The organism is Rhizobium zaerense (assembly GCF_051810725.1).
In the GTDB taxonomy this organism is placed as follows: domain Bacteria; phylum Pseudomonadota; class Alphaproteobacteria; order Rhizobiales; family Rhizobiaceae; genus Rhizobium; species Rhizobium leguminosarum_I.
In genome coordinates this window covers 85,277-104,875 of record NZ_JBPWQY020000004.1, presented here as the reverse complement: position 1 = coordinate 104,875, position 19,599 = coordinate 85,277, and the positions used below count along the sequence as shown (strand labels likewise).

The 19,599-nt window shown below is 60.9% G+C and carries 16 protein-coding genes; 13 read left to right on the top strand and 3 right to left on the bottom strand.

Annotated features, from left to right (window positions below):
• Positions 1–7 precede the first annotated feature (7 nt).
• The 3 genes from ACS4RR_RS28465 to ACS4RR_RS28455 form a co-directional block, all read right to left on the bottom strand.
• Complete coding sequence (locus ACS4RR_RS28465) at positions 8–1,369, bottom strand: mandelate racemase/muconate lactonizing enzyme family protein (protein WP_222385502.1); 1,362 nt, start codon at positions 1,367–1,369, stop codon at positions 8–10.
• A 67-nt stretch (positions 1,370–1,436) separates the two neighbouring features.
• Positions 1,437–2,624 carry a mandelate racemase/muconate lactonizing enzyme family protein gene (locus ACS4RR_RS28460; protein WP_456190592.1) on the bottom strand — a complete coding sequence of 396 codons (1,188 nt, stop codon included), beginning with the start codon at positions 2,622–2,624 and terminating at the stop codon, positions 1,437–1,439.
• Between the two features lie 32 nt (positions 2,625–2,656).
• Entirely contained in the window at positions 2,657–3,367 is a 711-nt protein-coding gene (locus tag ACS4RR_RS28455) for a GntR family transcriptional regulator (protein ID WP_456190485.1), read from the bottom strand.
• Between the two features lie 207 nt (positions 3,368–3,574).
• Here ACS4RR_RS28455 and ACS4RR_RS28450 point away from each other — a divergent pair, with 207 nt between their 5' ends.
• The 13 genes from ACS4RR_RS28450 (at position 3,575) to ACS4RR_RS28390 (ending at position 19,336) form a co-directional block, all read left to right on the top strand.
• Entirely contained in the window at positions 3,575–5,053 is a 1,479-nt protein-coding gene (locus ACS4RR_RS28450) for an ABC transporter substrate-binding protein (protein ID WP_017967552.1), read from the top strand.
• Positions 5,054–5,126: 73 nt separating this feature from the next.
• Complete coding sequence (locus ACS4RR_RS28445; RefSeq protein ID WP_222350858.1) at positions 5,127–6,086, top strand: carbohydrate ABC transporter permease; 960 nt, start codon at positions 5,127–5,129, stop codon at positions 6,084–6,086.
• Positions 6,083–6,973 (top strand): carbohydrate ABC transporter permease, encoded by an 891-nt coding sequence (locus ACS4RR_RS28440; protein ID WP_170259577.1) that lies wholly within the window; start codon positions 6,083–6,085, stop codon positions 6,971–6,973. The genes ACS4RR_RS28445 and ACS4RR_RS28440 overlap by 4 nt, the downstream gene beginning before the upstream one ends.
• An 11-nt stretch (positions 6,974–6,984) precedes the next feature.
• Positions 6,985–8,082: an ABC transporter ATP-binding protein gene (locus tag ACS4RR_RS28435; RefSeq protein ID WP_456190484.1), complete on the top strand. Its 1,098-nt coding sequence runs from the start codon at positions 6,985–6,987 to the stop codon at positions 8,080–8,082.
• Between the two features lie 33 nt (positions 8,083–8,115).
• Complete coding sequence (locus ACS4RR_RS28430; protein ID WP_260299052.1) at positions 8,116–9,279, top strand: mandelate racemase/muconate lactonizing enzyme family protein; 1,164 nt, start codon at positions 8,116–8,118, stop codon at positions 9,277–9,279.
• A gap of 20 nt (positions 9,280–9,299) precedes the next feature.
• Entirely contained in the window at positions 9,300–10,049 is a 750-nt protein-coding gene (locus tag ACS4RR_RS28425; RefSeq protein WP_170279594.1) for a ribonuclease activity regulator RraA, read from the top strand.
• A gap of 179 nt (positions 10,050–10,228) precedes the next feature.
• Positions 10,229–11,239 carry a LacI family DNA-binding transcriptional regulator gene (locus tag ACS4RR_RS28420; RefSeq protein WP_456190483.1) on the top strand — a complete coding sequence of 337 codons (1,011 nt, stop codon included), beginning with the start codon at positions 10,229–10,231 and terminating at the stop codon, positions 11,237–11,239.
• Between the two features lie 43 nt (positions 11,240–11,282).
• The gene (locus ACS4RR_RS28415) at positions 11,283–12,575 is read left to right on the top strand and encodes an ABC transporter substrate-binding protein (protein ID WP_170256697.1); all 1,293 of its coding nucleotides are present in this window, start codon (positions 11,283–11,285) and stop codon (positions 12,573–12,575) included.
• Positions 12,576–12,647: 72 nt separating this feature from the next.
• A complete protein-coding gene (locus tag ACS4RR_RS28410; RefSeq protein WP_170259581.1) occupies positions 12,648–13,580 on the top strand; it encodes a carbohydrate ABC transporter permease in 933 nt (310 codons plus the stop codon).
• The gene (locus ACS4RR_RS28405; protein ID WP_033183394.1) at positions 13,573–14,466 is read left to right on the top strand and encodes a carbohydrate ABC transporter permease; all 894 of its coding nucleotides are present in this window, start codon (positions 13,573–13,575) and stop codon (positions 14,464–14,466) included. The genes ACS4RR_RS28410 and ACS4RR_RS28405 overlap by 8 nt, the downstream gene beginning before the upstream one ends.
• Before the next feature lie 2 nt (positions 14,467–14,468).
• The gene (locus tag ACS4RR_RS28400) at positions 14,469–16,169 is read left to right on the top strand and encodes a glycoside hydrolase family 32 protein (RefSeq protein ID WP_456190482.1); all 1,701 of its coding nucleotides are present in this window, start codon (positions 14,469–14,471) and stop codon (positions 16,167–16,169) included.
• 13 nt (positions 16,170–16,182) lie between these two features.
• Positions 16,183–17,229 carry an ABC transporter ATP-binding protein gene (locus ACS4RR_RS28395; protein WP_456190481.1) on the top strand — a complete coding sequence of 349 codons (1,047 nt, stop codon included), beginning with the start codon at positions 16,183–16,185 and terminating at the stop codon, positions 17,227–17,229.
• A 400-nt stretch (positions 17,230–17,629) separates the two neighbouring features.
• Complete coding sequence (locus ACS4RR_RS28390; protein WP_456190480.1) at positions 17,630–19,336, top strand: adenylate/guanylate cyclase domain-containing protein; 1,707 nt, start codon at positions 17,630–17,632, stop codon at positions 19,334–19,336.
• The last annotated feature ends 263 nt before the right edge of the window (positions 19,337–19,599 follow it).

Below are 19,599 nucleotides of genomic sequence, written 5' to 3'. Positions count from 1 at the left end.
TTTCGCCTCAGCTCCAGGTGCGATCCCAGGAATACTCATCGTCCCAGCGATCCGTAGGCTGCCAAATGCCGGTGACGCCCGGCTGCAGGTGCTGCGAGATCACCTCGTCGACGACATCGTCAATCCCCAGGCCGGGCTTGTCCGGAACGGTGATAAAGCCGTCCTTCACGAGTGGCTTGGGAAGGCCGGTGACGATATCGTCCCACCAGTCGACATCGACAGAGTGGTATTCGAGCGCCATGAAGTTTTCAGTCGCGGTCGCGACATGGGCCGCGGCCATGGCGGCGATTGGACTTTCTGCCATGTGGATGGCCATGGCGACGCCATGGTCCTGCGCCATATCGCCGATCTTTTTGGTCTCGAGAATGCCGCCGCTGGTGAGCAGGTCCGGGTGGATAATGGAGAGGCCGCCGCTCTTGAGCAGAGGCCCGAAGCCCTCCTTGAGATATATGTCCTCGCCGGTGCAGATCGGCACCGTAGTGGCGTCCTGCAGTTGTCGGTATTGCTCAGTGTACTGCCATGGGATCACATCCTCGAGCCAGGCCGGCACGTATTTTTCAATTCGCCTGGCAAGGCGAATGCCGTTCTGCACTGAGATGTGGCCGATGTGGTCGATGGCGAGCGGAATATCCATGCCGATGACTTCACGAACCTCGGCGATGTATTGTTCAAGGAAGTCGAGACCCTTGTCGGAAAAGTGGAGGCCGGTAAACGGGTGCGGGACGTTATGCAGATCGTACGCAGCGTTGCGGGCACGCCGCTCTTCAATAGTCTTCAGCGGCCCGCGACTGGGACCGTTTCGGTATCCTTCTAGTGAGCCGGCAGGAAACACGACCGCACCGGGCACATCAGCGATCTGCATCAGCCCCAGATCCATCTTGAGGAAGGTGAATCCGAGCTCCATGCGCTGCTTGAGGCGCCTGCCGGTCTCGGTACCGCTCGGCACGGTGGCATCAGTATCGCAGTAGACGCGCACTTTCTCCCGAAACCGGCCGCCGAGCATCTGGTAGATGGGGACGCCATAGGCCTTGCCGGCAAGATCCCACAACGCGATTTCAACCGCCGATACGCCGCCGCCTTGCCGACCGTGCCCGCCGAACTGCTTGATCCGGCGAAACAGGCGGTCGATGTCGCAAGGATTCTCGCCAAGCAACCGGCTCTTCAGCATCAGCGCGTAGGTGGCGCTGGCGCCGTCGCGCACCTCGCCAAGCCCGACGATGCCCTGGTTGGTGTAAATCTTGAGCAGTACTGAGGTGAAGGGCGCGCCGATAATTTCGGCGACCCGCATGTCCGTGATGCGAAGGTCGGACGGCCTGGAATGCGTGTTCACTCGATTAAGCGCCTCGTCGGCTCCATCTGCCTCTAGCATGATTTAATCCTCATTCTGATCGGCCGGGTTCGCCGCCGCGCACGCTGGTGGCGGCGTAGATTGTTGGCTAGGCCAGTTCAATCTCGTGATTTTGAAGGTAGTCGCGGTTCATTTCGACGCCGAGACCGGGCTTGGGCGAAAGCTTGAGGCTGCCGTTCGAAACATCGAGTGGTCTGTCGATGAGGTGATCGTATTTGCCCAGGTTCCACTCCGACGTTTCCAGTTTGTAGAAGTTGGGAACGGTCATCATCACCTGCGCTCCCGCAACCACGTTGATCGGCCCTGCGGCGTCATGCGGCGAGACCGGGATGTAGTAGGCCTCGCATAGGGCAGAAATTTTCTTGAGTTCAGTAATGCCGCCGGTCCAGGTGACGTCAGGCATGATGTAGTCGGCGAGCCTGTTTTCGAGCACCGGCACGAAATCCCATTTCGTGTGGCCGCGCTCGCCCCACGAGATAGCGGCGTTGACCTTTTCGCGCACCTGCCTGAGAGCGTTGAGGCTCTCCGGTGGACAAGGCTCCTCGAACCAGTCGATCTGACCGGCTTCCTCGAGGCTCCGACAAAGGCGAATGGCGGTGGGAACGTCGAAGCGGCCATGCGCATCGATGAGGATGTCGACATCAGAGCCCGCCGTTTCGCGGATCAAAGCCGTGAGTTCGGCGGCTTCGCGCTCGTCCTTGCGGGTCATGCTGCCATCGAGGTAGCCGTCCCGCTGTTCGCGAGGCTGTCCATCGGCCGCGCGGCCTTGGTATGGGAAAGGATCGAACTTGAGCGCCGTGTGGCCGGACTCGACGATGTCTCGAATTTCACGGACCACAGCCTCCTTGCTGGTAAATTTCGCCTGATTGGGATGGGTGTAAAGCGCGATTTCATCGCGTATCGGTCCACCCAACAGCTCGTAAATCGGCTTACCAAGAATTTTGCCTCGGATGTCCCAGAGAGCTATGTCGATGGCGCTTACGCATTCGACTGCGGCGCCGCGACTGCCCATATAGGTGAAGCTGCGGAATATCTTGTGCCACAGATATTCGATACGCGCGGGGTCCTCGCCTGTCACCGCAGCACCGATCTGCCGCAGGATCGTGCAGAGGGCGCGATTGGCGAGCCTTGTCGTGGTGGTGATCTCTCCCCAGCCGCTCACCCCCTCATCGGTCTTCACTTCGACGAACAGAAACTCTCCCCAATAAGAAGCATCGGACTTGATCAGCCACGGCCGAACGCTGGTGATTTTCATCTCAACTGCCTTTACTGAAATGGTCGGGATAACGATATTCCAGGCTATCTATTCTATCCTGCCCGAGCGGCATTACGCGCACGCATGTGTTCGAGGATGTGCCGGCCGGAGCCCTCGACATGGCGTGCAATGAGCTCGGCTGCCTCGTTCGCATTTCCCGCTTTTACATGCGAGATGAGCTCGCGATGCTCGCTAAGGATCGCGGCGCGCCGGGCGAGCGTGAAGTTGAAACGCCGGCTCACGGCTCGAAGCACTTCGCGATGCTTCCACCAAAGCTCGGCGGCATGGCGATTGTAGTGCTTTTGGTACATCACGGTGTGAAAGGCGGTGTCCAGCTCGCTGTGCCTGAAGGTGTCCGCGAAGTTGTTGTCTTCAATCAGGCCTTGGATGCGTTCGAGTTCGGCAATGTCCTCGACGGTGGCCATATTCACGAACCATCGCGTCAGTGCCGGCTCGATCAAGACTCCGATCTCGTAGATGTCCCGAACAAAATCCTGATCTATGGGCCGCACGCGCGCTCCGCGGTTGGGAACGAGGGTGACAAAGCCTTCTCCGCGCAACAGTTGCAGAGCCTCGCGCACGGGGTTGGTTGAGGTGCCGTGGCGGCGGGCCAGATCGGTGACCACAAGCCGCTCGTTGGCAGCGAGCCGCCCTTCGATGATGTCATCCCTGATCAGTTGATAAAGCGAGGCGCCCTCGCTGGAGGCCCCGATTGCGTCGATCCCTTCGGGTGGCTTTGCTTTAAAATCGCTTGTTCCGGCCAAGACGGTCCCCAATCAATACACATATTGCTCGGATATCACGCAAGGCTTCCGTAAACAATGTACGATTTCTTTGATTGACAGACAATCTTCAATCTGAAAACGTATGATTAGGTCAAAGGGATACATTTGGTGGATAGTCCCGCGACCGGGGAGCAAAGACCGCTCGCCTCGAAGCAGAGCGGCATGGGAGAACCTGGAGGATACCTTATGACGAGGATTTCACTCGGCGGTGCCGTCCTGCGCGGCGCTGTCTCCACTGCTTTGATGGTATCGTTGATGTCCGCATCGGCGCTGGGTGCGCCGGTCGACTTGAGCAAGTGGTCGCCGCAATATGTGCGCTCCATTGCCGGCACAGAGGATTTTGACACGGCGGCCGATTGCGCCAAGGTCACGCCCCTCGACTACAAGGGGCGACTGACGTTCTGGTATCAGGGCGTGTTCGAGGGCGACCCCGACCTCCTGCGTCAGTATTACAAGGAGTTCTTCGAGACCTTCCGCAAGACCTATCCAAACATCCAGCTTGAGGAACAAGCCCTCACCTATAACGACCTGCTGGACAAGTTCCGGACGGCGCTCCTCGGCAATGCGGCGCCCATGGCGGTCCGCCTGCAAATCCTGGGCGGCACCGAGTTCGCCTCAAAGGGCTATTTGCAGCCGCTCAAACCCGAGGATGTAGGGTATTCGACCGAGGATTTCTGGCCCGGCGCAATGAAGGCTGTAACCTGGGACGGCGTGACCTACGGCATTCCCACCAACAACGAGACGATGGCGTTCATCTGGAACGCCGACGTCTTCAAACGTGCAGGCCTCGATCCGGACAAGGCTCCGGCAACCTGGGATGACGTCGTCAAGGATTCCCAGCAGATCCACGACAAGCTCGGCATTGCCGGCTACGGCCTCGTGGCTCGCAAGAATGCCGGCAATACGCCGTACCGCTTCATGCCGCAGCTGTGGGCCTATGGCGGCGGCGTCTTCGACGAAGCGACCGCCAACCCGACCTATAAGCAGGTCGAGCTCAATAGCCCGCAAAGCAAGGCGGCATTGCAAGCCTCCTACGATATGTATGTTCGCGACAAGTCGGTTCCGGTTTCGGCGCTCACCAACCAGCAGGCCGACAACCAGCCCCTCTTCCTCGCTGGTCAGCTCGGCATGATGATCTCGCACCCGTCCGACTACAACGTCATGCTCGACCTGCAGAAGAAGGCGACGGGTACCGACAAGGATAAGGCGCAGACCGTGATCGACAACATGCGCTACGGTCTGATCCCGACTGGCCCCGACGGCAAGCGCGCCGTCGTGTTTGGCGGCTCCAACATTCACATCCTGAAGCCCGAATATGTCGAGGGCGGCAAGGTAGACGAGCCGGCCGCAAAGGCGATCATCTGCATGTGGACGAGCCCTGAATGGTCGCTGAAGATGGCCTATGCGGGCTCGAACCCGGGGAACCTTAACGGCTTCAAGACCAAATGGATGAAGGAACGTCTGGACAACATCAAGTTCCTTGATGTCACGACTTCGATGCTGCCATACGGTATCCCGTTCCCTGCGCTGCCGCAGTCCCCCGAGATCATGAACATCATCATCCCGGACATGCTGCAGAATGCCCTGACCGGAGCCATGACCGTCGACCAAGCAGCGGACGACGCAGCCAAGAAGGTGAAAGACCTGATGGACGGCGGACTCTAGTCCAAGCCTGACGATCTGACCGGCTGCGCCTCGATTGCAGCCGGTTTGTTCCCAAGAACAAGGGCAGGGCACAGTGACGATCTTGACTGGCAAGGCCGAGGCTCGCCGAAGACTGCAGCCCGACGGGTCCAGTGTGCTGCGAAAGATTTGGGAGCATCGCGCTGACTACGCGTACGTGCTTCCTGCGATCGCCGTGATGCTCATCGTTATAGCCTATCCGATCTATTATACGATCGAGCTGTCGTTCTTCAATACGCCGCCGGGCCTGCAGCTCCGAGACAAGACTTTCATCGGCCTCGGCAACTACACCGCCATCCTCACAAGTCCGGTGTTCTGGACAGTCACCTCGAACACTCTTATCTGGACACTGGGATCTACTTTCATCTCATTTGTCCTGGGGTTTGCCAGCGCGCTCGCGCTCCATCGCGACTTTGTCGGCCGTGGCATCTTGCGCGCCGTCCTGATCATTCCCTGGGTCATCAGCGCGGTCGCCGCGTCCTATATCTGGAAGTGGATCTACCATTCGGACTTTGGGATCATCGGCGCGGTGCTGGTCGGCCTCGGATTGGCCGACAGGCCGCCGAATTTCATCGACAGCGTCAGCACTGTGCTGCCTTCCCTGATCGTCGTCAATATCTGGCGGGAGTTTCCGTTTGCCATGATCATGATGATGGCTGGCCTGCAGACAGTCCCGGACCAGTTGCTGCGCGCGGCAAAAGTCGACGGAGCCAATGCATGGCAGCGGTTCTGGCACGTCACCTTCCCGCACTTGAGAAATGTCTCGACGGTGACGATCCTTCTGCTGGCAGTGGCCAACTTCAATTCATTCATCATCCCTTGGATCATGACCGGCGGCGGGCCGTCGAACGCATCGCATATCTGGATCACCCACATTTATGAGCTCGCCTTCGGCCGCCAGCGCTGGGGGGTGGCATCCGCCTATTCGGTGCTGCTGTTCCTGATCCTGATGTCGCTCGGCTACTTCTACGTCCGTGCGCTAGGCGGCAACGAGCGGAAGGATGGCAGCGCATGAGCACGATTGCCGAGACTGTTTCTCGAGGCAAGGCCGGTCGCCGTATGCGCATCGACGGATGGCGGTGGGGCGGACGCATCTTCCTGGTGTTCATGCTGCTTTACACCGCGTTGCCGATGATCTGGATGCTGATCACCTCGATCAAGTCCGGCTTCGCCGCCATGCAATTCCCGCCGCAATGGTGGCCGGACCAACCCACCCTCGCCAGCTACCAGAAGCTGCTCGATCCGCAAAACAGCGTCGGTCAGGACTTCCTGCGCTTCTTCTGGAACAGCCTTTTCGTCTCCACCGCCACGACCATCCTTTCTGTCATCGTGGCAGTTCCTGCGGCCTACGCGTTTTCGCGCTTCACCTTCCCGGGCCGAAACTTTCTGTTCTTCGCCGTCTTGCTTCGCAACATGTTCCCGGCCGTGATCTTTCTCGTGCCGCTCTTCATCCTCATGCGCGCTATCGGGCTGGTGAACACGCATGCGTCGCTCATCCTCACCTACCTCACATTCGGACTGCCGCTGGCAATCTGGCTCCTCAAGGGCTTCTACGACAACATCCCGGTGCAGCTCGAGCAAGCGGCGCGCATCGACGGGGCAACGCGGTTCCAGGCCTTTGTCCTGATCGTGATGCCGCTCTCGGCGCCAGGAATCATCGCTACGGCGATCTATGCCTTCATCGGCGCGTGGAACGAGTACATCTACGCCTACACCTTCCTCTCCAAGAACGACCAATTGACGCTGCCGGTCGGCATCCAGCGTTTCTTCTCGGAAAATACGACGGACTTTCCGGGCCTGATGGCGGCCAGCTTTATGATGAGCGTGCCTGTCGTGGTCCTGTTCCTCGTCCTGCAACGATACTTCGTCCGCGCCCTTACGGAAGGCGCAGTCAAGCACTAGAGGAGTTACCGGTGGCCCACGTGGTCCTCAAAGATCTGGTCAAGACCTATGGCAGCTTCAAAGCTGTCAACAATGTTTCGCTGACGGTCAATGACGGCGAATTCGTTGCGCTCGTCGGCCCTTCAGGCTGCGGCAAGACGACCACGCTCAATCTTGTGGCGGGGCTGATCCCCATCACATCGGGCGACATCGTCATCGGCGACCGGGTGGTCAACGACCTCGACCCCAAGGACCGGGACATCGCAATGGTGTTCCAGAACTACGCGCTCTATCCGCAGAAATCGGTCTACAAAAACTTGGCGTTCCCGCTGCAGATGCGCAAACTGCCAAAGGACGAGATCGACAGGAAGGTCAAGGAAGCAGCGCGAGTGCTCGACATGACCCAGCTGCTCGAGCGCAAGCCGCGCGAACTTTCGGGCGGGCAACAGCAGCGCGTGGCGCTCGGCCGTGCCCTCGTTCGAGATCCGGCGGTTTTCCTGATGGATGAACCACTCTCCAACCTCGACGCGAAGCTGCGCGTGCAGATGCGCTCGGAAATCAAACGCTTCCACCAGGACCTCAAGGCAACGATCATCTATGTGACGCACGACCAGCTCGAAGCCGTGACCATGGCCGACAGGATGGCGGTGATGAACGGCGGCTACCTGCAGCAATACGATTCACCGGCGCAGGTCTTTGCCCATCCGGTGAACATGTTCGTCGCCAGCTTCGTCGGCAGCCCGGCAATGAGCCTTGTCCCGCTGGAGGCGTCGATTGCAGGCGGCAACACGGTGTTGACCAGCGCGGAGGGCTGGCGCCTCGAGCTCTCGCCAGCCAACGCCCGGAAGGTTGAGAGGGCAACAACCAGGAAAGTGGTGCTCGGCGCACGCCACTCGACGATCAAGCTGCACAAGAGTGCGGTGCCAGGAAGCCTTCCTGCCAAGGCCTACACTGTCGAGCCGACCGGAGACGTCACCTTCGTACAGGCGTTCCTGTCTGGCGCCATCGTCAACGTCAGCGTGCCGCCGACCATTGCCGTCGCGCCCGACGAGCCTATTTGGCTCGAGTTCGACCAGGAGCGGATGCAGCTGTTCGACGGCGAAACAGAAATGGCTCTCAGGGCCAACTGAGACAGAGCCGATGCGTCTGGAACGAGGGTGTGGATGACTACGAAGCTTAAAATCACCGCGATCAAGCCCTATCCGGTATGGGTAGGAACCCGCAACCAGATGCTGGTCAAGGTCGAGACCGACAACGGCATCTTCGGATGGGGCGAGAGCGGCTTGAGCGGTCGCGAGAAGGCCGTGGTTGGCGCGATCGAGCACTATCGCGAATTTCTCATCGGCCGCGATCCGATGCAGATTGGTCGGATCTGGCAAGAAGTTTATCGAAGCCAGTACTTCGAAGGCGGGCGCGTTCTGCAGGCGGCGATTTCCGCCATCGACATCGCCCTTCACGACATCAAGGGAAAAGCGCTGGGGGTGCCGGTCTACGACCTGCTGGGCGGCAAGCAGCGCGATCGCATTCCTACCTTCGCCTCGACCGGTGACGAGGCCGAGGGCGACGTTGCGATCGAACGAGCCGGCGAACTACGCGCACAGGGATGGCAGGCGATCCGCTTCTTTCCCATCGGGCAAAACAGCAAGGATATCTTTGAGCCGCGCCAGTCGATCGGCGCGACCGCAGCCATGCTAAACAAGGCGCGCGAGGCGCTGGGCGACGACGTCGTCCTCGGCATCGACTATCACCATCGGCTGTCGGTCGCAGAGGCGGCGAGCTTCTGCAACAAGCTCGGCCGTGGCGTGCTTGATTTCCTCGAGGAGCCGATACGAGACGAGACACCGGAGGCCTACGAATCCCTGCGCACGATGACCGACATCCCGTTCGCCATCGGCGAGGAATTTGCCAGCAAGTGGCAGTTCCTGCCCTACATCGAGCGCGGCATCCATCAGTTCAACCGGCTCGATGTTTGCAATGTTGGCGGGCTAACCGAAGCGATGAAGGTGGCTGGCTGGAGCGAGGCGCACTATGTGGACCTGATGCCGCACAATCCCCTCGGCCCAGTCTGCACGGCCGCGACCATCCATCTCGCCGCCGCGGTACCGAATTTCGCTTGGCTCGAGACCAGGGCGCCCGAAGCAAAGCTCGGCTTCGACAATTCCGACTTCTTCCCCGTGCAACCACGGCTCGACGGCCCCGACTATCCGGTCAGCGATCTACCGGGGCTCGGCATCGAGGTCAACGAAGAGGCGGTCAACGCGGAAAGCTTTCGGTTCTGGGAAGCGCCTCACCTGAAGCGCCGCGACGGTTCTGTTACGAACTGGTAGTCCATCCAACGGAGTCTAAAATGACGCATACTCCCGACATTATGCGGCCGCCCAAAGATATGATCGACGCGCTGAAGGAAATCGGCGCCGCGACGGTTGCCGGCACGCTTGGCCACATGGGCTTCCGCAATCCCCACATGGTCGGTCCCGTGCCGCAGAACCGCGGGAAGTCGATCGTCGGGCCGGCGCTGACGCTCCAGTTCATGCCACAGCGGCCGGACCTCTTCACCGAGGGAGAATATGCCGATCCGGAGACGCAGTTGCACCGGCACGTGCTCTATCACGCGCAGGAGGGCGATGTGGTCGTGGTTGACGCGCGCGGCGACATGAGCTCGGGCGTCTTTGGCGATATGATGTCGACCTATTTCAAAGGCAGAGGTGGCGCTGGCATCGTAATCGACGGGTGCATGCGCGATCGGCCCAATGTCGAGAAGCTGGATCTGCCCCTATGGCTGCGTGGCTGGACTCCCAACTACCATGTGCAGACCAGCATCTATCCGAACGCCGTCAACGTTCCGATTGCCTGCGGCGGTGTCACGGTCATCCCCGGCGATATCATCGTCGCCGACGACGACGGGGTGGTGGTGCTTCCAGTCGCAATGGCCTCGAAGGTCATCGAAGAGTCGCAAAAGCATCACGATTGGGAGGAGTTCTCGCGAGTGAAGCTTATGGAGGGCGGGTCGTTGCAGCGCTACTATCCGCTGCATGACGATGCCCGCGGAGAGTACGACGAGTGGCGCAAAACAAACCACTTGGGGAGCCGAAGCTAGCCTGTCGATTACCCTAGGCGGGCGGCGACCTGCCGCACCAACTTGCGTGCCGTGTCGAGAAAGGCTGGCGTTCTCCATCAAATACCGGCGGCAACCTGATTGGCATGTGCAGTGCGTCTAAAATCCCCTTGACAAAACGTGCCCGCTGCCACTATTGGGTAATCGATAACCCAAGGAGGATGGTGAAGATCGTGGCAGTATCACTTTCTGACATCGCGGAACGTGCGGGCGTCTCGGTAAAGACAGTTTCCGGCGCCTTGCACGGCGGCTCCGCCCGCATGTCGGACGATACGCGCCAGAAGATCAAGGCCATTGCGGAAGAATTCGGCTACGTCACCAACCTGGCGGCGCGCGGCGTGCGTCAGGGCTGGCTGCCGCTGGTCGGCGTCGTCTCCGACGGCCTCATCACTTCGCCCTTCGCCACCGAGATCGTGCGTGGCCTCGACGGGGCGGCCCGCAGCGCCGGCATGGCGGTTTTTGCGGTCAACCACAGAAGCGGCCAGTCTATCGGTTCGGTGCTCGACGAGGTGCAGCAGTTCCGGCCGCGCGCCGTTGCATATGCCGCCATGTACCACAAGCATGTCGCCCTGCCGGACAGGTTGGCGGGCGCCGTCGGCGTGATGATCAACTGCCGCGAGGCTGCCGGCCGCGTCACCGCGCTGGTGCCGGACGAAGAGGGCGGCGCGCGGGAGATCGTGCGTTATCTGCTTGTCGCCGGCCGCCGGCGCATTGCCTTCATCAACCTGCCGGGCATTCTCGCCGGCACGCTACGCGAGACGGGGTTTCGTGCGGCGCTTGAGGAGGGGGGCATCGACCCCGTCGGCGTGTTGCCGGCGGTGCGCCGCAGCGTCTACAGCGACCGTGCACCAAGCCTTGTTGCCTCTCATGTGGAGGCGCTTCTGAAATCCGGTCAACGGCCGGACGCCATCCTGTGCGGCAATGACCGCGTGGCGATGGAAGTCTATGCGGCGCTTGCCCGCGCCGGCCTTCGCATTCCGGATGATATCGCGGTGGCAAGCTTCGACAACCAGGTCGAGCTTGCCTCGCGGCTGGACCCGCCGTTGACGACGATGGCCCTGCCGCACCGCGCCATGGGCCGCCTTGCCATGGAGATCCTCCTGGCCGAGCAGCCCCAACCGCCGCATCTGCGGAAATTGCCGTTCCATCTGGTCGAACGGGCATCCGTCTGAACATCGAGTGTCTAACAGGAGGAGAATATCAATGAGCACTTCAATGGGTAATCGATTACTTTACGCATTCCTGGCGTCCGCCGCGCTGGTCGCGACCGCCGGTTTCGCCGAGGCGAAGACCGTCATCCACGTCATGCACCAGGGCGATCCCGGCTGGGTGAAGGCCTATGGCGATGTTGCCGCCCGCTTTGAGGCAGCCAATCCCGATGTCGACATCGAGATGATCTACGCGCCGCACGATGCCTATAACGAAAAGTTCAGCGCCGCCGTCATGGCCAAGCAGCTGCCCGATATCATGGAGCTCGATGCTCCGTTCCTCGCCAATTATGTCTGGTCCGGCTATCTGCAGGCCGTCAAGCCGCTCATTGACAAGGACCTGCTCGATGACATGACGGATTCGAATATTGCCCAGGGCACCTATCCGATCGACAAGGACCTTTATGCGATCGGCCTCACCGACTCCTCGGTCGTGCTCTACGGCAATAAGAAATATCTTGAAGCCATTGGCGCCCGCATTCCGAAATCGGTCGACGATGCCTGGACCCGCGAGGAATTCGAAGGCTATCTCGAAAAGCTTTCCAAGGTTGAAGGCGTGAAGTGGCCGATCGACACCTTCCGGGGTTACGGCATCAAGACCGAGTGGATCACCTATGCCTACGGCCCGCTGCTCGAGAGCGCCGGCTGCGACCTGATCGACCGCAAGACCTGGAAGGCCAGCGGCACGCTTGATGGCGAGGCCTGCGTCAAGGCGCTGACGATGATGCAGGACTGGGTGAAGAAGGGCTGGGTCGTACCGACTTCGTCGGGCACCAACCAGTTCTACGCCGAGGGACAGCCGGCCGCGCTCGCCATGGGCGGACACTGGTTCTACGCGGAGGCATCGGCAGCGATGAAGGACAATATCGTCGTCATGCCGCTGCCCAAGATCGGCGACAAGGGCGTGAGCCCGAACGGAACCTGGATCTGGGGCATTTCCGCGACCTCGGAAAACCCTGAGATCGCCGGCAAGTTCCTGAGCTTCCTGCTGAAGGACAAGGACTATCGGGAGTACGCCAAGACCCAGTCCGCCTATCCGGGCCTGAAGAGCTTCGCCGCCGCATCCCCGCTCTATGCGGAAGGCGGTCCGCTCGCCATCGCCTTTGAGCAGGCTTCCAAGACCGCGATCGCCCGTCCGCCGCACCCGGCCTATCCGACGATCACCTCGGCCTTCATGCAGGCCGTCGACAAGATCTTCAACGGTGGTGACGCGCAGGAAGCGCTGACGGCCGCTGCCAAGAAGATCGACGAGGATATCGAGGACAACGCCGGCTATCCGCCCTTCGACGAACAGCAGTAGGGGGTTTTGACGGGGCCGGTTCTCCTGCCGGCCCTGGACCATCTCGGGAGGATGACCGATGAGGAGGAAACAATGACTTTGCAACAGACCTCCACGCCCGCTTTGCGGCGTCCGGCGAAACGCCGCGACAACAAGCGGCTCTGGCAGGAAATGGCGATGATCGCGCCTGCCTTTCTGCTTATGGCGATATTCCTGATCACGCCGTTCCTCTTGTCCTTCTGGACGGCGATGACCAACCAGCCGCTCGTGCCGCGCCCGACGCCGGTGCGCTTCGTCGGTCTGCTGAATTTCGAGCGCGTCTTCACCGATCCGCTGTTCTGGACCTCGCTGTGGAACGTCACGCGCTTCACCGTCTGGGTGCTGCCGCTGCAGTGCGGCCTCGCCTTCCTGACCGCGCTACTCTTGCATCAGAAGCTGCCGATGCAAAACCTGCTGCGCGGCCTGTTCTTCCTGCCGGCGATCACCTCCATGGTGGTGGTCTGCGTCATCTGGGGCACGCTGTTCCAGTATCCGAGCGGTCCGCTCAACCAGATCGTCGGTTTTCTTTCCGGCGGCGCGATTCAGCCGATCGACTGGCTCGGCGACCCCAACTGGGCGATGTTTTCCATCGTGCTGCTTTCAGCCTGGCAGGCCTATGGGTTTCAGATGATCATCTATCTCGCCGGCCTGCAGGGCATTCCCGAAGAACTTTACGATGCCGCCCGCATCGACGGGGCAAGCGCGCTGCGCCGCTTCTGGCACGTCACCATGCCCGGCCTTCGCCCGACCCATGTCTTCGTGCTGGTCATCACCACTATCCAGGCCTTCAAGCTCTATACGCAGGTGGCGATCCTAACCCAGGGCGGCCCGAACGAAAGCACCGAAACCGTCGTCCACTACATGGTGCGCGCCGGCTTCGAGGAGCAGAAACTCGGCTACGCATCGGCCGTTTCCGTCATCCTCTTCGTCATCGTTCTTCTGATCGCGCTCCTGCAACGCAAACTCCTGAGGCGCTTCGATGTCTGATCTCGCTTTGACCCAGCCCGTCCCGCTGGCAATCGCACGGGGCAACGGCAAGAGAAGCCTGCGCATCGTGCAGAGCCTCTGCATCCTGGTCATCGCGCTGGTGATGATCTCACCGCTGTTCATGCTGCTGATCGCCAGCCTGAAGGACGACCGCTTCCGCATCCTCGCCGACATGGGCAGCTTCCGCGCCTTCTGGGTCAGCGACCCGACGCTGTCGAACTATAAGGAGATCGCCCATTTCTCCGGCGAGCTGGCCTATGGCCGATATCTCTTCAATTCGCTGGCGATCCTCGTCGCCACAGTCGTCTCGGGACTGGTCATCAATTCCATGGCGGGCTTCGTTCTCGCCTGGGGTTCGCTGCGCGGCAAGGCGGCGCTCTTGGCGCTGGTCGTCGCGCTCTATGTCATCCCGCAGGAAAGCATCATCATGCCGCTCGTCGTCATGATGTCGCGGGCTGGGCTGACGGATACATTCGCGGTGCAGATCCTGCCCTGGGTGGCAAGCCCGCTCTATGTTTTCCTTTTCTACCAGTTCTTCGCGCAGCTGCCGAAGGAACTTTATGAAGCGGCGGAAATGGACGGCGCATCGGCCTTCCGCATCTACCGATCGATCTACATGCCGCTCAGCCTGCCGGCACTCGCCACGGTCTCGATCCTCATGGGCATCGAAAGCTGGAACCAGTATCTCTGGCCGACGCTGGTCACCCAGACCGACTATGCTCGGCCGATTGCCGTCGCCATCGCCACCTTCTTCGGACAGGACAGCATCTACTGGGACCGCGCCATGGCCGCCTCGGTGCTGATGATGATCCCGGTCCTCATTCTCTATCTGGCTTTCCAGCGCTGGTTCGTCAGTTCATTCGTCGGCTCCGCCGTGAAAGGTTGATCATGTCTCTGCAGGCAAAATCCGAAACGTCCGCACCTGAAACCATTGAAGCGGAACTGCCCGAAGGCACGGTGCTGCATCTCTGGCTGAAGGCGCGCCATGCCGGCGGCGAGGCGAAGCTCTTCGTCGCCGTTAATGGCAACGACATCGGCGAGCCCTCGACCCGCCGCACGGGGGAATTTGAGTTCTTCGCTGTGACGCTCGCGAAAGGCGGTCGTGCCACGCTGTCCTATGATGCAACAACCACAGCGCTCTCCGTCGCTTACGCCTTCCGGCCGGAAACCGTGATGAAGGAGGGCATCCGCGTCCTGTACAGCGATGCCCGCACCGCCGCCCCCGAGGTGCCCGACAGCTACCATTTCCGCCCGCCCTTCGGCTGGATGAACGATCCGAACGGTTTTGGACGGTTCGGCGGAAACGCTCACCTCTTCTACCAGCATTATCCTCATGAGCCGCGCTGGAACACGATGCACTGGGGACATGCCGTCTCGAAGGATTTCGTCCGCTGGAGGCATCTGCCCATGTTCCTCTTTCCGGCAGCGCATCTGTCGGAAAAGGACGATGGCCGCGGCGGCGCCTTCTCCGGCTCGGCGATCCCCGGCTCCGGCCCGGAAGGCGAGGAGATCCGGGTCTTCTACACCGAGCATGTTCGTGACCGGCAACCGGAAGAGCAAATCCAGCTTTCCGCGGTCAGCCGCGACGGCATCGTCGCCGGGCCATCAGAAATCGTGATGCCGCTGCGCCCGGAAGGCTTGAACCTCACCACCGATTTCCGCGACCCCTATGTCTTCAAAGGCCCGGACGGGCGCTGGAAGATGCTGCTCGGCAGCCGCGACAGGCAGGGCGGCGTCGTACTGCTCTATGAAACTGCAGACGCGCAAGGCGCCGATGGCTGGAACTTCCTCGGCATCCTCCATCGCGAGGACGGTTTCGGCATGACGGCGGCGGAATGCCCCTGCATGGTGCCGCTTTCCGGCAAAAACGCAGAACCCCGCTGGGCGCTGATCTTCGGTCTGCTCACCAGCCGCGACCCGGCCACCGGCCGCCGCAATCTCACCTCCGTGACCGTCGGCGGTTTCGATGGCCGCACCTTCACTGCGGAGTTCGAGCAGGAGTTGGATTTCGGTTCGGATGCCTATGCCTTCCAGGCCTTCGTTGATGGCGACGAGCCGGTCGGCATCGCCTGGCTCGCCAACTGGTCGGATTTTTCCAAGAAGGATGATTTCCCGACGGCCATGACCCTGCCGCGCCGCGTGATTCTCGACGGCGACAGCGTGCTGACCCCGCCGGTCGCAGCCGTCGAAAGCCTGCGCCATCAGTTGCTTGATGACACCGCGCTTGCCGCCGGCAAGACCGTGCCGCTCGGCACCGGCGCCGTCGAGATCCTGCTTGATCTCACCGAGCCTGGCGCCGCCTTCGATCTCACCTTCGATCATCCGGATGTCGATCTAGCCGTGAAACTCGATGCCGATGGTCTGGCGATTGTCTTCGACGCTCGCACCGGTAAAACGCCGCCACGTTACGTCGCCGCGCGCGCAAAACCGTCGAGCCTGCGCATCTTCCTCGATGCCGGTTCCATCGAGGTGTTCGCTGACAACGGCCGCTGGACGGGGTCCAAACGGATTCCGGGCTTTGCCGCCGCACGTTCGGCAACGCTCGCCGGCGCCGTCGCCGCGGCCGGCGTCTGGCAATTGAAACTGTGAGGGAGGACAGACAATGGCATCGGTAGCAATCGATCGGGTTCTGAAGCAATACGGCGCGGCCTCCGTTATCCACGGGGTTTCCGCGGATATCGCAGACGGTGAGTTCGTCACGCTCGTCGGGCCGTCCGGCTGCGGCAAGTCCACGCTTCTGCGCATGCTGGCGGGGCTGGAGGATATCAGCGGCGGTGAAATCCGCATCAACGGCCGCGTCGTCAACGACGTCGCGCCGAAGGAGCGCGATATCGCCATGGTGTTCCAGTCCTACGCGCTCTATCCGCACATGACGGTGCGCGAAAATATGGGCTTTGCCCTGAAGCTGCAGGGGCGCGATAAGGCGACAATCGACAAGCTGGTGAGCGAAGCCGCCGCCATTCTCGCACTCGAACCCCTGCTGGAGCGCCTGCCGAAACAGCTTTCCGGCGGCCAGCGCCAGCGCGTCGCCATGGGCCGCGCCATCGTACGCCATCCGAAAGTGTTCCTCTTTGACGAGCCGCTGTCCAACCTCGACGCCAAGCTGCGGGTGACCATGCGCAGCGAGATCAAGGAGCTGCATCAGCGCCTTGGCACGACCATCGTTTACGTCACTCACGACCAGATCGAGGCGATGACCATGGCCGACAAGATCGTCGTCATGCGCGCCGGCCGCATCGAGCAGATCGGCAAGCCGCTCGATCTCTACGACCGCCCAGATAACACCTTCGTCGCCGCCTTCATCGGCTCGCCGTCGATGAACCTTTTCGAGGGCGGCGTCAGCGACGGCGGCTTCCGTATCGAAGGTGGTGTTTCCCTGCCGCTTCCGCCGCAATTGAGCCAAAGCGCGGCGCGCACCTACGGCATCCGTCCGGAAGACCTCGACATTGCGGAGACGGGCATTCCGGCCACCGTGCTGACTGTTGAGCCGACCGGTGCGGAGACCCATCTTTCGGTGCGTGTCGGCACGCAGACGGCAACCATCGTGCTGCACCGACGGGTGGATTTAAAACCTGACCATCAAATCCACCTCGCGCCCAAATCCGAGAAAATCCACCTCTTCTCCGCCGAAGGCAATCGGCTGGGCTGATCCCCCGGCGCCTCCCGCTGAGCCGCGTCCGTCATTTGACGGGCGTGGTTCGGTGCCGGTGCCATCCAGCCTTGCGACATCTTAGTTTTGGGTGTTCGGCCCTTCAGTTGATCGAATTAGCCAATTGCACGGCGATCTGTTGCCACGCGCCTGCCAAACGTGCTCCGCGGGCGGTGCAGGCAGCAGCGACCGGACCGTCCCGCCCATCACCAGACGTTCAAGAACCGTCCGCTTTTCGTGGATACTCATTTCCGTGTCGTCCACCTCGACGCCGTCGGTCACAAAGAAGGATTACGGCTCGATGGAGGTGGAGATCGCCTGGATATTACCTCTTACGATTTGTTGACTTACCTGCGGTTGAACAATAACTTGCTAATTTGGTCATCAGGCTTGTCCTCACATGACGGACCAATCTATTCAGCGTCGCCTTGCCGCCATCGTCGTTGCCGATGTGGTGGGTTATACACGCCTGATGGAGGCTGATGAAGTCGCAACGCTGGCGAACCTCAGAGAACTCCGTTCTGGCGTTATCGAGCCGGCTGTAAAGCGCCACAAGGGTCGCATCTTCAAGGTCATGGGCGACGGATTCTTAATCGAATTCGGTAGCGCGGTCGACGCGGTCGCAGCAGCATTGGAAATGCAACGGGCCACCACTGCTGTTGAGGCTTCCGGAGACCGGCGCCTGCTTTTGCGTATAGGCGTTAATCTGGGAGATGTCATTGACGACGGTTCAGACATCCTCGGCGACGGCGTCAATGTCGCGGCGCGACTCGAGACGCAGGCCGCACCGGGAGGTATATGCATTTCAGCCAAAGTTCACGGCGAGATCGTCGGCAAGATCGGCGACCGGTTCTTTGATGCAGGCGAACGTTACCTCAAGAACCTGACTCGCCCGGTCCGCGTGTGGCATTGGCCGGATGCGCTGCAGAGCACATTGCCGCTGCCCGAATGTCCCTCGATCGCTGTATTGCCGTTCACGAATATGAGTGGGGATGAAGCGGACGCGCCTTTCGTCGACGGCTTGACCGAAGACCTGATCACCGACCTTTCCCGTACGGCTGGCCTGTTCGTCATCGCGCGCAATTCCGTGTATCGCTACAAGGGCAAGCCGGTCGACGTGCGGCTGGCCGCCCAGGAACTCGGCGTCCGCTACGTCCTGGAGGGGAGCGCCAGACGCGCAATGGGCCGTGTCCGCATCAATGCCCAATTGATCGACGCGCTTGGCGGCCAGCACTTGTGGGCCGACCGGTTTGACAGGACGGTGGAAGATGTTTTCGAATTACAGGATGAAGTTAACGCCAAGATTGTTGAAGCCCTCGTCGGCCGGCTGACCATCCCGAAGCAGCGCAATCGGCCGAAGAACCTTGAGGCGTACGATCTGTGTGTGCGCGCTCGCCTCCTGACGGAAGAGTCGCCGCAAACTGAGCGTGAGGCCTATGTGCTGCTCCAACGCGCGGTTAAGCTCGAGCCATCATATGCCGAGGCGCTCGGTCTGCTCGCCTATAACCGTTGGCTTGCCTGGACTCATTTCGGCGAGCCCGACGATCCTAACCGTCGGATGGCGGTGACGTTCGCGCAGAAGGCGGTCGACCTAGATCCCAACGATGCCGGCTGCCGTTACGTTCTGGGGACCATTTTGGCTTATGAGCGGCGATGGGAGGAATCGGACGCCGCCTTCGCCAAGGCCCTGGAGCTGGACCCCAACCACGCCGACACCTGGGCCGCCATGTCGGACATGTCCGTGCTGGACGGCAGGATTGCCGACGGACTAGCGCAAATCGAAAAAGCTCTGCGGCTCAATCCCCATCCAACCTGCTGGTATCTTTGTCATCTTGGGCAGGCGCAGTACGCCGCGCGTGACTATGAGGCGGCAGCCGCGACACTCCGCAGGGAAGACACGTATCGTACCAACTCACGCAAATTCCTGGCTGCTACGCTTGCGCAATTGGGCCACCTTGAGGAGGCGCGGCGAGAAGCAGAATTGTTCCTGATCGCCCACCCTCATTTCACGATCGGCCATTGGCTCAGCTCCCAGCCGCTGCGCGATGCATCTGTACGAGACCACTTTGTCGACGGCTTTCGAAAGGCCGGCCTGCCGGAGATGTGACAGCGGGTGGGGACAATCGCGAGGCGTTCGAGGACTTTATCAACGGATATGCGCTGCGCGAGAACGGTGGTCTGGATCGCAGTGCCAAGCTTCGTCAGACGCTCCACCAAACGCGTCAACCAGCCCGAGTCTCGCATGACTTTTCCGCTGGACCGCTTGCATCCGCTAATCATTAGGTCCTGAGCCTAAAGAACTCGAACAGTGAAACGTCTGCTCCGCTCTCTTGTCCAGGAGCCGCTGAACATACGCTTTGCGTTTTGCCG